13 protein-coding genes are annotated in these 14803 nt (G+C 74.2%); 6 read left to right on the top strand and 7 right to left on the bottom strand.

Features of this window, described 5'->3' with window-relative positions:
* Positions 1 to 26: 26 nt before the first annotated feature.
* Positions 27 to 734: a BTAD domain-containing putative transcriptional regulator gene (locus tag RF647_RS01405; RefSeq protein WP_035928176.1), complete on the bottom strand. Its 708-nt coding sequence runs from the start codon at positions 732 to 734 to the stop codon at positions 27 to 29.
* 324 nt (positions 735 to 1058) lie between these two features.
* Between RF647_RS01405 and RF647_RS01400 the strand changes: the two genes are divergently transcribed.
* A complete protein-coding gene (locus tag RF647_RS01400) occupies positions 1059 to 1322 on the top strand; it encodes a hypothetical protein (protein WP_017833496.1) in 264 nt (87 codons plus the stop codon).
* Between the two features lie 124 nt (positions 1323 to 1446).
* Here the strand turns inward: RF647_RS01400 and purB are convergent, their stop codons facing one another.
* On the bottom strand, positions 1447 to 2874 hold the full coding sequence (gene purB / locus RF647_RS01395; protein WP_368810173.1) for an adenylosuccinate lyase: 1428 nt from the start codon (positions 2872 to 2874) through the stop codon (positions 1447 to 1449).
* Between the two features lie 167 nt (positions 2875 to 3041).
* Between purB and RF647_RS01390 the strand changes: the two genes are divergently transcribed.
* The 5 genes from RF647_RS01390 to RF647_RS01370 all read left to right on the top strand — a co-directional run bounded on the left by RF647_RS01390 (position 3042) and on the right by RF647_RS01370 (position 9779).
* Positions 3042 to 4205, top strand: coding sequence for a histidinol-phosphate transaminase (locus tag RF647_RS01390; RefSeq protein ID WP_368810172.1), 1164 nt, complete (start codon positions 3042 to 3044; stop codon positions 4203 to 4205).
* Between the two features lie 56 nt (positions 4206 to 4261).
* Entirely contained in the window at positions 4262 to 5569 is a 1308-nt protein-coding gene (locus tag RF647_RS01385) for a thiamine pyrophosphate-dependent enzyme (RefSeq protein ID WP_368810171.1), read from the top strand.
* Complete coding sequence (locus tag RF647_RS01380; protein ID WP_035928182.1) at positions 5566 to 6549, top strand: alpha-ketoacid dehydrogenase subunit beta; 984 nt, start codon at positions 5566 to 5568, stop codon at positions 6547 to 6549. Before RF647_RS01385 ends, RF647_RS01380 begins: the two co-directional genes overlap by 4 nt.
* An 82-nt stretch (positions 6550 to 6631) precedes the next feature.
* Positions 6632 to 8080, top strand: a complete 1449-nt coding sequence (locus RF647_RS01375; protein WP_368810170.1) for a dihydrolipoamide acetyltransferase family protein — start codon at positions 6632 to 6634, stop codon at positions 8078 to 8080.
* A 469-nt stretch (positions 8081 to 8549) separates the two neighbouring features.
* Positions 8550 to 9779 (top strand): aminotransferase class I/II-fold pyridoxal phosphate-dependent enzyme, encoded by a 1230-nt coding sequence (locus RF647_RS01370; protein ID WP_368810169.1) that lies wholly within the window; start codon positions 8550 to 8552, stop codon positions 9777 to 9779.
* Here RF647_RS01370 and RF647_RS01365 read toward each other — a convergent pair.
* The 5 genes from RF647_RS01365 to RF647_RS01345 form a co-directional block, all read right to left on the bottom strand.
* Positions 9745 to 10506, bottom strand: coding sequence for a DNA-3-methyladenine glycosylase I (locus RF647_RS01365; protein ID WP_368810168.1), 762 nt, complete (start codon positions 10504 to 10506; stop codon positions 9745 to 9747). The genes RF647_RS01370 and RF647_RS01365 overlap by 35 nt on opposite strands.
* Before the next feature lie 130 nt (positions 10507 to 10636).
* Positions 10637 to 11650: a hypothetical protein gene (locus RF647_RS01360; protein WP_368794956.1), complete on the bottom strand. Its 1014-nt coding sequence runs from the start codon at positions 11648 to 11650 to the stop codon at positions 10637 to 10639.
* Positions 11647 to 12942, bottom strand: a complete 1296-nt coding sequence (locus tag RF647_RS01355) for a sensor histidine kinase (protein WP_368810167.1) — start codon at positions 12940 to 12942, stop codon at positions 11647 to 11649. Before RF647_RS01355 ends, RF647_RS01360 begins: the two co-directional genes overlap by 4 nt.
* Positions 12943 to 12975: 33 nt before the next feature.
* Positions 12976 to 13692, bottom strand: coding sequence for a response regulator transcription factor (locus RF647_RS01350; RefSeq protein ID WP_017832665.1), 717 nt, complete (start codon positions 13690 to 13692; stop codon positions 12976 to 12978).
* Positions 13693 to 13828: 136 nt separating this feature from the next.
* Entirely contained in the window at positions 13829 to 14794 is a 966-nt protein-coding gene (locus RF647_RS01345; protein ID WP_368810166.1) for a hypothetical protein, read from the bottom strand.
* Positions 14795 to 14803 lie beyond the last annotated feature (9 nt).

Below are 14803 nucleotides of genomic sequence, written 5' to 3'. Positions count from 1 at the left end.
CCGGGACGGCCCCGGGCGGGAGCGCGTCAGGCGCTGCGCATGTGGCCCATCAGCTGGGTGATCTGGGGGGAGGGCGGAGCTCCGAGCTCGTCGGCCATCGTGCTGCAGAAGCTGCGGAACGTCTGCAGGGCCGGGGCGTTGTTGCCGAGACCCAGGTCCGCCTCGATCGACACGCGGACCGCGCTCTCCCGCAGCGGGTCGAGGGCCCGGACGTTGTCGGCGAGCACGTGGGCCCGGTAGAAGTCGCGGTGCTCCAGGGAGAGCCGGGCGAGGTGCTCCACGGCGTTGACGTACAGGGTCCGCAGCCGGTCCTGCTCGGCCATCACCCAGCCGTCGTACCAGCCGGGCAGCAGCTGGGCGCCGTCGGGGGACAGGAACCAGGGGTCCTCCGTCACGGGCGCCGTGGCGGTGGCCGCCCGGTCCAGGGACGCGCGCAGCTCGTGCAGGTCCACGGTGACCGTTTCGGCCAGGGCGATGTTGTTGCCGCGGGCCCCGACGGCCCCGGGCACCTGGCGCGAGATGTTGAAGACGGTGGTGCGCAGGCTGCCCATCGCGCGCTCCGCGGTCCGGTCGGGCCACAGCAGCTCGCCGAGGAACCGGCGCGGCTTGGGACCGAGGACGGCGAGCGCGGCCAGCAGGCGCTGCTGCCGGTGGCCCAGGGCCAGCACGGTGCCGTCGAGCTCGACCTCGACGTTGCCGAGAAGCCGCAGCCTGATCGAGTGTTCCCCATCCATTGTCATGATCCCCCACTGTCATGATCACTGTCCCCGGTGCGCCCGGAGCCTGCCTTCCCCCGAAGGCCGTGGTCCGAGCACCGTCCTCTCCGGTCCCGCGGACCAGGATCCAGGTCCGCCGCGAGAGAGGGTTCAGGCACCGATGATCCCGGGCAACGCCCCGTGAGTCAAAAGCGAACGCCCGGAGTGCGTCAAAAGCAAACGAAAACCCAGGCGGCCGGCACGCGACCCCGGTGGAGGGTGGTGCGCAGGACCGCACCGTGGTATAGGACTGATCCCCGGACCGGCGGTGCCGGCCGGGGCACGAGCTCAGGAGTGCTACCGATGACCGACCAGCGACCCGTCACGGGCGTCCGCACGGACCCCCTCGGGAACATCGTCGCGCTGTGCAATCCCGCGGAGGTGTGGTCCCCGCGGTCGACCACCCGGATCATCCGGGACATCGAGAGCGAGGTCCACCTCTACTACGTCCCGGGATCGTCGGGACAGCTGCGGGTCCGCGTGGTGTCCGCCGGGTGCGAGAAGCGGCTGTGGGCCGCCCCGGAGGACACCGTGTGCAACAACCTGCACGATCTCCCGTCCGTCTGATCCGAACCGTCTGATCCGCACGGACTGATCCGAACGGTCCGATCCGCGCGGCACGGGGTGCCCGGGCCCGGGCGCGTCCCGACGCCCCGTGCCCGGGCACCCCGTCGTCACGCGGGGCACGGGCTCACAGGAAGCGCACGAGGTCCGCCGCGATGCCCGTGTAGGTGGCCGGGGTCAGCCCGGACAGCCGCCGCTCCGCGGCCGGGGACAGGCCCAGGCCCGCCACGAACTCCTGGAGCCGGGCGGCGTCCACCCGGCGGCCGCGGGTCAGGTCCTTGAGGCGCTCGTAGGGGTTGTCCATGCCCTCGACGCCGGCGATCGCCTCGGCGCGCATGACCATCTGGACCGCCTCCGCGAGGACCTCCCAGTTCGCGTCGAGATCGGCGGCCAGAACCGCCTCCGCCACGTCGAGGCGGGCGAGGCCCTTGCTCACGTTGGAGACCGCGAGCAGGGAGTGCCCGAAGGCCACGCCGATGTTGCGCTGGGACGAGGAGTCGGTGAGGTCGCGCTGCCACCGGGACGTCACGAGCGTGGCGCCGAGGGCGTCCAGCAGGGCGTTGGAGAGCTCGAGGTTCGCCTCGGCGTTCTCGAAGCGGATGGGGTTGACCTTGTGCGGCATGGTGGAGGAGCCGGTGGCGCCCTCCACGGGGATCTGCTGGAAGTAGCCGATCGAGATGTAGGACCACACGTCGGTGCAGAAGTTGTGCAGGATCCGGTTGAACCGGGCGAGGTCGGCGTAGAGCTCGGCCTGCCAGTCGTGGGACTCGATCTGGGTGGTCAGCGGGTTCCAGGACAGGCCCAGGCCCTCCACGAACTCGCGCGAGACCTCCGTCCAGTCCGCGTCCGGGACGGACGCGTAGTGGGCGGCGTAGGTGCCCGTGGCGCCGTTGATCTTCCCCAGGTACTCGGTGCGCTCGATCCGGGACAGCTGGCGGCCCAGGCGGTGGGCGACCACCGCCATCTCCTTGCCCAGCGTGGTGGGCGTGGCGGGCTGGCCGTGGGTGCGGGAGAGCATGGGGGTCTCCGCCGCGGACCCGGCCAGCGCCGCGACGTCGGCCACGAGCGCCCGGGCCGCGGGCAGCCACACTTCGGTCGTGGCGTCCTTGACCCCCAGGGCCCACGCCAGGTTGTTGATGTCCTCGGAGGTGCAGCCGAAGTGCACGAGGGGGATTAGGTGCTCCAGTCCCAGGGCGGGCAGCCGGCGGCCGATGTAGTACTCCACGGCCTTGACGTCGTGGACCGTCACGGCCTCGATCTCCGCGAGCTCCGCGACCGAGTCCGTGTCGAAGTCCGTGACGATCCGGCGCAGCCCCGCGGTCTGCTCCTGGGTCAGGGGCGCCAGCCCCGGCAGCACCGACCGCTCGGTGAGGTGCACGAACCACTCGACCTCCACGTGCACGCGGTTGCGGTTGAGGGCGGCCTCGGAGAGGTGGTCGACCAGGGGCGCGACCACGGGCTGGTAGCGGCCGTCGAGGGGCCCCAGCGCGACGGGCGGGACGGCGGCGGCGAGCGCCGCGCGCCCTGAGGACAGGATGCGATCGGTGTTGGGCATGGGCACATTCTTCCACGGCCCCCGCGCGCTCCCGGGCGGACGAATTGTCGTCCGCCGCCAACTTTCGCGGAACCCGGTTGTAGCTTTCGCCCCGAAAAGCAGCGGGTCGTCCGGAGGGGCGTCATCGACCGGGGGAACCCCGGGGGTGCGGGGATAGCATGACCTCCATGAGTACCAGCGACGCTACCCGCACCCTGGCCGGCACCGCCCCGGCCTCGGGCCCGGCCACCGCCACCACCCCGGCGGTCCGGCCGCGCCCGGCTCTGTCCCGACTTCCCCGCTACGCGGCCGGCAAGCCCCCGGTCGTGGTGGACGGGCTCGTGTCCTACAAGCTGTCCTCCAACGAGAACCCGTTCGGGCCCGTGCCCGCCGTCAAGGAGGTCCTCGCCGGCTGGGACGCGGTGCACCGCTACCCCGAGACGACCTCCGCGGAGCTGCGGGAGGTGCTCGGCGAGTTCCTCGGCGTTCCCGGCCAGGACATCGTCACCGGCGCCGGCAGCCTCGGCGCGCTCAACCAGCTGCTCGGCGCCCTCGTGGGCGCCGGCGAGGACGGCACCCCGGACGAGGTGGTGCACGCCTGGCGCTCCTTCGAGGCCTACCCGATCAGCATCGGGCTCTCCGGCGGGCTGGGCGTCCCGGTCCCGAACCGCCGGGACGGCTCCCACGACCTCGAGGCCATGGCCGCCGCGGTCACCGCCCGGACGAAGGTCGTGCTGCTGTGCACGCCGAACAACCCGACGGGCCCCAGCCTCACCACCGCGCAGGTCGAGGAGTTCCTCGCCGCCGTGCCGCGCGACGTGGTCGTGGTGATCGACGAGGCATACCAGGAGTTCCAGCGCCGCGACGACCTCGTCGACGGCGTCGACCTGTACCGCCGGCACCCCAACGTCGTCGTGCTGCGGACGTTCTCCAAGGCCCACGGTCTGGCCGGGCTCCGGATTGGTTACTCCGTGGCCCGCCAGGAGATCACCCAGTACCTGCGCCAGGCGTCCCCCGCGTTCTCCGTGACCGACCTCGCCCAGCGCGCGGCGATCGCGTCCGTGCGCCACTACGACCAGGTGGCCGAGCGCGTCCAGCGGGTCGTCGACGAGCGGGAGCGGGTCCTCGCCGGGCTCGACGGGCTCGGCTGGCCGTACCCGCAGACGCAGGCCAACTTCGTGTGGCTGAACCTGGGGGAGCACAGCGGGGGCTTCGCCGAGCTGTGCGACGCCCACGCCCTGTCCGTGCGCCGCTTCGGCGACGAGGGCGTGCGCGTGACCATCGGGGAGCCGGAGGCCAACACCCGGTTCCTGGAGCTGTGCGCGCAGTTCCCCCACCCGCCCGTGCTCTGATCCGCGGCCGCGCCGGCCCGGCTCCCTCCCGAGCAACCCGAAAGGACGTCCTGCCCATGGATGCCGCCCCATCGTCCCCGGCCGCCCCCGTGCCGGCCCGCACCGTGCCGACGCCGGAGGTGCGCACGCGCCTGGTGCGGCTCCTCGACCGGGACGGCCGGCTGAGCGAGGACCCGGTCCTGTCCCCGTACGTGCGCGACGTCGACGCCGAGCAGCTGCGCGGGCTGTACCGCTCGATGGCGCTGGCCCGCCGCTTCGACGAGGAGGCGACCAACCTCCAGCGGCAGGGGCAGCTGGTGCTGTGGGCGCCGATGCGCGGGCAGGAGGCCGCCCAGGTGGGCTCCGCCCGTGCGCTGCACCCGGCCGACCACGTGTTCCCGACCTACCGGGAGCACGCCGTGGCCATCGAGCGGGGCGTCGAGCCCGCCGAGCTGCTCACCGTGTTCCGCGGGCACAGCGCCGGGGGCTGGCGGCCCAGCCGGCACCACATGAACGTCTACTCCATCGTGCTCGGCTGCCAGGTCCCGCACGCCGTGGGCTACGCCATGGGCATCGACCTGGACCGGCGGACGGCCGAGGCGGAGGGCCGGGAGGCCGAGCCGGCGGCCGCGGTCGTCTACTTCGGGGACGGCACCTCCACCCAGGGCGAGGTCCACGAGGGCATGGTCTTCGCCGCGTCCTACGACGCCCCGGTGGTCTTCTTCGTGCAGAACAACCAGTGGGCCATCTCGGTGCCGTTCCGCACCCAGTCCCGCGTGCCCCTGGCCGAGCGCGCCGCGGGGTACGGCTTCGAGGGGATCCGCGTGGACGGCAACGACGTCCTCGCAGTGCTGGCGGCCTCGCGGTACGCGCTCGAGAAGGCCCGCGCCGGCCAGGGCCCGGTGCTCGTGGAGGCCGAGACCTACCGGCTGGGGGCCCACACCACCGCGGACGACCCCACCAAGTACCGCCTGCGGGAGGACGAGCAGCACTGGAGCGAGCTCGACCCGCTGCTCCGTCTCGAGGCGCACCTGCGCGAGGCCCACGGCACCGGCGACGACTTCTTCGCCGACGTCGCGGTCGATGCCCAGGCGTTCGCCGACCAGGCCCGCGCCCTCGTGCTGGCCATGGATCCGCCCGCGTTCGAGGACTTCTTCGACCGGCCCTACGCCGAGCCGCACGCCCTCGTGGAGGAGGAGCGCGCCTGGTACGCGGCCTACCAGGCGGGCTTCGCCGACACCGACACCGACACCGACGACGACGCCGGGCCGGGCACCGCCGGACCGGACCGGGGCACGCAGGCCGCCGGACTGACCGTGGCGGCCGACCCCGTGGCCGGGGCCCCCGACCCGCAGACCGCCGGCACCCAGGAGGACCTCGCATGAGCACCGCACCCGACCTGACGATCGCGAAGGCGGTCAACGCGGGCCTGCGCCGGGCCATGGAGGAGAACCCCCGGGTGCTGCTCATGGGTGAGGACATCGGTTCCCTCGGCGGCGTCTACCGCGTCACCGAGGGGCTCAAGGCGGATTTCGGCGCCCACCGGGTGATGGACACCCCGCTGGGGGAGGCCGGGATCGTGGGCACCGCCATCGGGCTCGCCCTGCGCGGCTACCGGCCCGTGTGCGAGATCCAGTTCGACGGCTTCTCCTTCCCGGCGTTCAACCAGATCACCACGCAGCTGGCCAAGATGCGCAACCGCACCAACGGGGACGTCACCGTCCCCGTGACGATCCGCATCCCGTACGGCGGGGTCATCGGCTCGGTGGAGCACCACTCGGAGTCCCCCGAGGCGCTGTTCGCGCACACGGCGGGGCTGCGCATCGTCACGCCGTCCAACGCCCAGGACGCCTACTGGATGACCCAGCAGGCCATCGCGTGCGAGGACCCCGTCATCGTCTTCGAGCCCAAGCGGCGGTACTGGCTCAAGGGCGCGGTGGACGTCGAGCGCCCGACCGCCGACCCGTTCTCCGCGCAAGTCGTCCGTCACGGCGAGGACGCCACCGTGGTGGCCTGGGGCCCCCTCGTGCCCGTCGCGCTCGCCGCGGCGCAGGCGGCGGAGGAGGACGGGCGCAGCGTCGAGGTGATCGACCTGCGCTCGCTGTCGCCGATCGACTTCGACACCCTCGAGGACTCCGTGCGCCGGACCGGCCGCCTCGTCGTCGCCCACGAGGCCCCGACCTTCGGCGGCCTCGGCGGGGAGATCGCCGCCCGCCTCACCGAGCGGGCGTTCTACTCCCTCGAGGCACCGGTGCTGCGGGTGGGCGCCTACCACCTGCCGTATCCGGTGGCCGCCGTCGAGGACCAGTACGTGCCGGACCTCGACCGCATCCTCGAGGCCCTGGACCGGTCCTTCGCCTACTGACCCCGCCGACCCGGTCGCCGGCCCCCGGGCCGGCGGCACCGCCGCCGGCCCGGGGGCCGCGCGCGAGAGAGGAAGTACTGACATGCCCCAGATCTTCAACCTGCCCGACGTCGGCGAGGGCCTGACCGAGGCGGAGATCCTCGCGTGGAAGGTCGCACCGGGGGAGACCGTCACGGTCAACCAGGTGCTCGTCGAGATCGAGACCGCGAAGTCCGTGGTCGAGTTGCCGTCCCCGTACGCCGGCACCGTCCTGGACCTGCTGGCCGCCGAGGGCAGCACGGTCGAGGTCGGCACCCCCATCATCGCCGTGGGCTCCCCGGGCGAGTCGGCGGAGCCCGCCCCGGCATCCGGCGTCCCCGGGATCCTGGGGGAGGGCGGGGAGCCCGGTGCGGACCGGCCGCTCGTCGGCTCCGGGCCCAAGGCCGACCCCGTGCGCCGGCGCCGCCGGGCGGCCCCGCCGGCGGTGCCGGAGGCCGAGCCGGAGCCGGCCCGTCCCGCGGGCTGGACGGAGAAGCTGTCCCGGGGCCCGCTGGGGGCCGGGCTCGGCGGTGGGATCGGCACGGCGGCCCAGGGCATCGCCGGGCGCGCCGCCCGGCTGGCCGAGGACAGCGGCGTCTGGCGCCGGCCCGGTCGCGGCGACGTGCCACCGGCCGTCGAGGTCGTCCCGCGCCGCCCCGCGCTGGCGAAGCCTCCCGTCCGGAAGGCCGCACGGGACCTGGGCGTCGACCTCGCCGACGTCCCCGCCACGGGCGCCGCCGGACAGATCACCAAGCAGGACCTGCTCGCCCACGTGGCGCGGCTCGGCGAGGCCGTGGACCGGCGCCGCCCCGCGGCCCCGGAGGAGCGGATCGAGCGGATCCCCGTCAAGGGCGTGCGGAAGGCCACGGCGCAGAACATGGTGCGCAGCGCCTTCAGCGCCCCGCACGCCTCGGTCTTCGTGGAGGTCGACGCCACGCGCACCATGGAGTTCGTCCGGCGGCTCAAGGCCGCCCCGGACTACGAGGGCGTCAAGGTCACGCCCCTGCTGGTGCTCGCGAAGGCCGTCGTGTGGGCCGCGGCCCGCACCCCGATGGTCAACGCGACGTGGACGGACGAGGAGATCCTCGTCAAGCACTTCGTCAACCTGGGCATCGCGGCGGCCACGCCGCGCGGGCTCATGGTCCCGAACGTCAAGGACGCCCAGGACCTCTCGCTGCGCGAGCTGGCCGTGGCCCTCGACGAGCTCTCGCGGACCGCCCGGGCGGGACGCACCCAGCCGGCCGACATGCAGGGCGGCACCCTGACCGTGACCAACATCGGGGCCCTGGGCCTCGACACCGGCACGCCGATCATCAATCCCGGCGAGGTGGCGATCATCGCGTTCGGGAGCATCAAGCAGAAGCCGTGGGTCGTGGACGGCGCCGTGGTGCCCCGCTGGGTCACCACGCTGGGCGGGTCCTTCGACCACCGCGTGGTCGACGGGGACCTCGCGGCCCGCTTCACCGCGGACGTGGCCCGGATCCTCGAGGAGCCGGCGCTGCTGCTGGAGTGAGCCCCGGCCCGTGCGGTCCGCGGCACGAGCGGCACGGCAACGGCCCCGCACCGATCGGTGCGGGGCCGTGTGCTGCTTCGTCGACGCGCGTGCCGCCACGTCTCACGGCTCTCCCCGCCGGGCCGGGACCCGACGCCGCACCGACGTGGAACTGGGCGGTTGCGTCCTGTGCCCGGCGCCCCATCTCCTGTGGACCCGTGATTGAAATCCCCCCAGACACAATCACACATCTCATTCACGATGGATCACTCGTGCGACGCCGGCCGCGGTGGCAACCTGCCCGTCGGCCCCCGGCACTGATGCCGGAGACCTGTCCCCCCACGCCCGGAGGACCGCCTCAGTGCGGCCTCCTGACGTCCAGGACTGGATCCAGTATTGCGGAGGCCTGGACAAAAGTCTGTCCCCCGAAGTGCGCATGACGGGGCATGACCGCGATCGCGCCGGACCACGGCGGCCGTAGGCTGGGCGCATGCCTGCGCACCTGCCGCCCCGTCCCTCCGCACGCTCGGCGGTGCCGCCGTTCCGGGTGATGGAGATTCTCGCCGACGTCGAGCGCCTGCGCGCCGCCGGCCGGGACGTCGTCTCCCTCTGCGCGGGGGAGCCCTCCGGCGGCGCCCCGGGTCCCGTCGCGCGGGCGGCCGCCCGGGTGCACGCCCGCAACGAGGGGCTGGGCTACACCCCCGCCCTCGGGATCGAGCCGCTGCGCCGGGCGGTGGCCGGCCACTACGCCCGGTGGTACGGGCTCGACGTCCGTCCCGAGGACGTCGCGATCACCACGGGGGCCTCCGGGGCGCTCGTGCTCACCTTCCTGGCGGCGTTCGACGCGGGGGACCGGGTGGCGGTGTGCCGGCCGGGCTACCCCGCCTACCGCAACACCCTGGCCGCCCTGGGCGCCGAGGTGGTCGAGCTCGACTGCGGGGCGGCGACCCGCTTCCAGCCCACGCCCGCGATGCTCGACGCCGCGGTCGCCGCGCACGGGCCCCTGCAGGGACTGGTGGTGGCGGGCCCGGCGAACCCGACCGGCACCGTGCTGGAGCCGGGAGAGCTGGCGGCGCTGGCCCGGTGGTGCACCGAGCACGGGACGCGCCTGATCAGCGACGAGATCTACCACGGGATCGTGCACACCGCCCCGGAGGGCGGCGCGCCCCGCGACGGCGGGCCGTACCGGGGCACCAGCGCGTGGGAGCACGACCGCGACGCCGTGGTGATCTCCTCCTTCTCCAAGTACTGGGGGATGACGGGGTGGCGGCTGGGGTGGGCCCTGCTGCCCCGGGACCTCGCGGCCGCGGTCGACGCGCTGGCCGGCAACCTGTGCCTCTGCCCGCCCGCCGCCGCGCAGCACGCCGCCGTGGAGGCCTTTACCCCGGACGCCTACGCCGGGGCGGACCGGGCGGTCGAGCAGTTCGCACGCTCCCGAAGCCTGCTCCTGGACGCGCTCCCGGCGCTCCGGTGGGGGGAGGTCGCGCCGGCGGACGGGGCGTTCTACCTCTACGCCGACCTCGGGGAGCAGCTCGAGCGGCACGGCAGCTCCCTGGAGTGGTGCCGGCGGCTGCTGGAGACGGAGGCCGTCGCGGTCGTCCCGGGCCTGGACTTCGACGCCGCGCGCGGCCACCGCGCGATCCGGCTGTCCTTCGCCGCGGGGCCCGACCGGGTGGAGGAGGCCCTCACCCGGATCCTCCGGTTCCAGTCCCGCCCCTGAAGCACCCGGCCAGGTGCCCGGGGAGCACCCCGGGGCGGAGCAGGAACCGGTGCGCGGTGGTGCGCCCCACGAACACGAGTCCCTGCTCCTTGAGCCGCGCGGCCAGCCGGTCCCCCTCGGGGGAGCGGCGGGACTCCTCCAGGACGGTCAGGGGCGGCTCGGCGGCGGCCGGGCGGAGGTCCCGGACGTGCTCCGCCCAGTCCTCGGGACCGAGTTCGCAGCAGGCGCGCGCGTTGTGCACCACGGCCTCGATCTTGACCCGGTTGCGGATGACCGCGGGATCCAGGAGCAGCCCGTCGACGTCGTCCTCGGTCATCCGGGCGATCTCCTCGGGGACGAAGTCCCGCAGCGCCCGGCGCAGGCCCTCCCGCCGCTGGGCGATGCTCCAGCGGGCCAGGCCCGCCTGGAAGATCTCCAGGCCGAGGGCCTCGAACCAGCCGGAGGAGTCCGTGGGCCGTGCGCCCCAGCGCCGGTCGTGCTCCTCGAGGGCGGCCGGGCCCGTGGGCGCCCAGGGGCAGCGGCGCAGGCCGTCCCCGCAGAGCACGGCGCGGAAGGCGTCGTCGGGGGAGCGGCCGGCGCCGCCCCGGAGGGCGGTGTCGGGCGGGCGGTCGTCGGGGCGGTCGTGGGCGCCGCGGGAGCGGTGGGCGGCGGGCGGGCGGGCGGTCGTGCCAGGGCGGGAGCGGTCGTCGGCGGGGTGCGGGTCGTGCCCGGCGGAGGCGGTGTCCATGGGACCACGGTAGGAACGCCGGGCCGGCGGACCGCAGGGACGCGGCTCCCTGTGGACGGTGCCGGCGGTGTCCGGGGCGCCGGGGGACCGGGTGCAGTGCGGGTGCCCGCACCGTGGGCGGTGGAGCCGGTCAGAACCGGGAGACCGCACCGGTGCCGTCGGCGATCTCGATGGCCACGGGCTCCTCGTCCCCGGCGTTGCCGTCGTGGACGATGAACACCGCGGCGGGTTCTCCCTCCGGGAAGGCGCGGATCGTGACCGATCCCGAGGTCGCGGCGTTGAGCACCTCCATGGCCTGGCGGGTGGCCGCGCGCAGCACCGCCGTGGGCAGGGGCTTGCCGCGCTCGTCCAGGATGTCCACCAGCACGCCCCGGGCCCGCGCCGCCCGCGTGACCTCGAGCAGGTAGGGGGTGGCGATCGACCGGCCCCGGATGGAGTCCCGCAGCTGCGCCTCGGTGAGGCGGAACTGCTCGATCTCGTACTCGGAGACGGGGGAGGGGTCGTGCGCGATCCGCTCGAGCAGTCCGCCCGCGAGGCGGCGCACCTCGTGCACGCGCTGCACGGAGGCGTTGACCGTGTCCTGCTCCGCCTCGTCGTGGGAGCGCGCCGAGATCACCATGTCCCGGGCCTCGGCGAACGCGGCGGAGGCCCGGTCGTACTCCCGGGCGATGAGCTGGCTCGCGAGCAGCAGGGCCGCCGCCGCGGCGTTCGTCAGCGCCGCGTCCCAGAGGCCCAGGGCGGAGCGGGCGCCCCACGTCATGGACACGGCGACCGCGATGACGAGCGTGGCCCAGCCCCACCCCGCGCGGCGCCGGATGCCCAGGACCACGAGGAAGCCGTCGAAGCCCAGGGTGAACCACTGCCCGCCGAACAGCTCAGCCTGGGGGTTCAGGGCGTCGTAGGAGCGCTGGATCGACACCAGCATGAGGAGCACGCCCAGGGCCGCGGGCAGATCGGGCAGCCGGCGCTGCCCGTACGGGTAGACGACCAGCGCCACCGCGACCACGTAGGTGACGAGCGCGGCCTGCATGAGGTCCGGCTTGTCCATGCTGGGCGTCTGCAGGATCCCGAGCACCACGGGGATCAGGAAGAACACCGTGGCGGCCACCAGGCTCAGGGGATGGAAGAGGGTGCGGGAGATCACGGCTGCGCGTCCCGGGGCCAGAGGATCGTGACGCGCGTGCCGCGGCCCGGTGCGCTGTCGACGTCCACCGCGCCGCCCACGTGGCGCACGTTGCCCAGGATGGACACGCGGACCCCGAGCCGCCGGGAGTCGATGCTGCGGACCTGGAAGCCGCGGCCGCGGTCCACCACCTGGAAGCGCAGGAAGAAGCCCTCGGGGTTGAGGGGGGTGGGCGGGCACACGCCGCCGTCCATGGTCACGAAGGTGACCTCGGTGCCGGCGTGGCGGGCGCTGTTGGAGACCGCCTCGGTGACCGCCTGCACGAGCGCCTGCGCCGTCTCCACGGGGATGAGCGGGCGCGGCTGGCCGGGGGGCCTGATGTAGGGGGTGATGCTGTTGAAGCGCACCCGGTTGCGCCACGGGGAGAGGGACTCGAGCAGGTCGTCGAGCAGGGTGTGCACCACGGTGGTGCCCTTGCCCTCGGCGCGGCGCTCCTCGAAGGAGAGGACCTCGAGGGCCCGCTGGGCCAGCTCCCGGGTGCGCCGCTGGACGGGGCCCGGGGCCCGTCCGGCGTCCAGCAGGGCGGCCATGACGTTGTCGTGGATGAGGCGGTCCAGCCGCTCCTGCTCCTCGGCCTGCGAGCGCGAGCGGTTCAGCTGCAGCTCCTGCGCGATCGCGGCCGCGTACACCTGGTCCGCGTTCTGCCCGCCCTTGTAGACCAGGCTGATCAGCACCACGAGGACCACGCCGAACGCGATCCGGCTCGTGGCGTCGAACAGCACGCCCATCACGTCCGCCGACTCCGTGGTGCGCACCATGACCAGGAGGTAGAAGACCGTGACGGACGCCAGGTACGCGACGGCCAGCTCGATGCTCCACGCAACCACGGTGGCGGCGGCCGCGAGCAGGATGAACGGCTCCACCCACGGGTCCTGCGGCGGAGCGGTGCCCGTCCAGGCGAGCGGGAGGGTCAGGACGGTGAGGGCCACGAGCACCGGGGCCGCGAGCACCGGCCACATCCGCACCTGCCGCCTGGCGCCCTGGAGGAGCATCGCGCCGCCGTTGACCAGGAGGGCCAGCAGGAACACCAGGTGCCACCGTTCGAAGGCGCGCAGCTGGTCCTCGACGATGGTGAGGGCCTCCAGGAACAGCGCGACGACGACCAGCCCGTGGCAGATGTTCGCGAGCAGGTGGATGCGGTAGGAGTTCATCCCCAGCTCCTGCGGCGAGGTCGGCACCAGGAGGCTGCTGCGGCGCCGCCGGGCGGGGACCTTCCGGTAGGCGAGCGGGGGCCGGTGCGCGGCGTGGCTCACGGAGCGGCGGCCCTCACCGGGGCGAGGGGCGGATCACAGATGCTTCTCCGCCGTGGTGATGTCCGCCGTGGGCTCGACCAGGCCGTCCTCGATCGCCCGGATGCGCAGGTCGATCTTGGTGGGCGCCGGGCGCCCGACGCGCGCGTACTTCTCCCGGATGCGGTCGATGTTGGTCTTGACGGCGCTCTGCTTGATGCCCATCCGGCGTGCGACCTGTACCTGGGCGAAGCCGGAGGCGTAGAGCCGCAGGGTCTCCTGCTCCCGCGGGGAGAGGCTGGCCCGGGAGAACTCCACGTCCCCGTCGATCGCGGCGGCGAGCTCCTTGGTGATCACGGGCTTGCCCTCGGCGATGTTGCGGGCCTCCTCGATCGCGTGCTCGAGCGGGTCCGACTTGCGCACCAGGCCCAGCGCGCCGGCCCGCAGCGCCTCGCGGATCAGCGCGGCGTTCTCGCCGATGCTGAAGATGAGCACCTTCATGCCGGCGGCGCGCAGCAGCTCCACGTTGGTGGCGGGGCGGGACATGTCGTCGAGGGACAGGTCCAGGAGCACGACCTCGCACTCGATCCGCTTGGCGCCCTGGGCGGTGAGGGCGGGGTTCTCGGGGTCCCGGCCCAGCTGGTCGAGGAGTCCGGGGACGCTGGAGGCCGATCCGACGAGCTTCACGTCCGCCTGCGAGGTCATGGAGACGAGGCGGACGCCCTCCCGGACGACCTCGTGGTCATCGACGACGGCGACAAGGGTGGACGGCATGGGTGTTTCCTCCGGGTGCTGCTCGGTGGGCCGGTCCGCAGATTTCCGCGTGGGGGTGACGGATCTCACCGAGGTGTTCCGATTGTCCCCTCTTTGGTGGTCGGATGCGAACCCGACACGGTGCTGGGACGCAAAGTTACCGGGCCCGGTCCTCCGGTCCGTCCCCCCAGCGATCGACCCTGCGGTGGTAGCGGACGCCCCACAGCCCGCCGAGCACCGCCGCGAGCAGGTCGACGGCGAGCACGGCGAGGACCGCGAGCAGGCCCGGGACGAGCAGGTCGCCGATCAGCGCCTGGGCCGAGACGCCCACGGGCGCCAGGCCGACGGTGTCGGCCCACACCAGTCCCGCGACGGTGGCCACGGAGCGGCCGAACAGGGACCACAGCCACACGGACACGCCCTGCCGGGCCCCGGAGAACCGCGCCATCCGGCCCGCGGCGTAGCCGCCGCCCAGGAATGCGAGGAACTCGACCAGGCCGAGGGCGGCCGCGCCCGTCCAGGCCGCCGCTGACCCGGCGGCGAGGTCGTCCACCACGCCGCCGACCCCGTCCACGAGGCGCAGCCCCAGCGCGGCCGCGGTCAGGCCCGCCAGGGCCAGGAGCAGCCAGGTCAGGGCCATGGCGCTGAGCCAGCCGAAGAAGCCGGGGACCAGCTGGAGGCCCCCGAACTCCTCCCGCTGCCGGGCGAGACGGGTCGCGGCGTCGACCGGGACGCCGGAGGACGGGCCGCCGGAGAACGGGCCGTCGGGTCCGGCGCCGTAGCCGGGCGCGGGGCCGTAGCCGGCCGAGGTGCCGGGGGCCCCGACCGCGGGCGTCGGGTCCGTGCGCGGCCGCGGGTCCTCCGGCACCGGGCGCTGGGCGGTCACCGCCGGCAGCGGTCGGGTGTGCTGGTCGTCCTCGTCGTCGTACCAGGTCCAGTCCTCGGTCCCGCCGCTCCCGGCGCCCCCCTCGGGGGCGTCGTGCGGCGTGCCGCCGGCCGGGGCGGCGAACCGGCTGACCGGGGGCAGCGGCCGGGTGGCGTCCGGGGAGTCGTGCGGACCGGTGTCCGACCAGGGCGTCGGGTCGTCGGGGGCGGGCGAGCCGGGGGTCGAGGAGGGCGTCATGGCACCGGA

This window comes from Kocuria sp. CPCC 205263 (assembly GCF_040981075.1).
Lineage (GTDB): Bacteria > Actinomycetota > Actinomycetes > Actinomycetales > Micrococcaceae > Kocuria > Kocuria rosea.
This window is presented reverse-complemented; position numbering and strand designations above follow the sequence as displayed.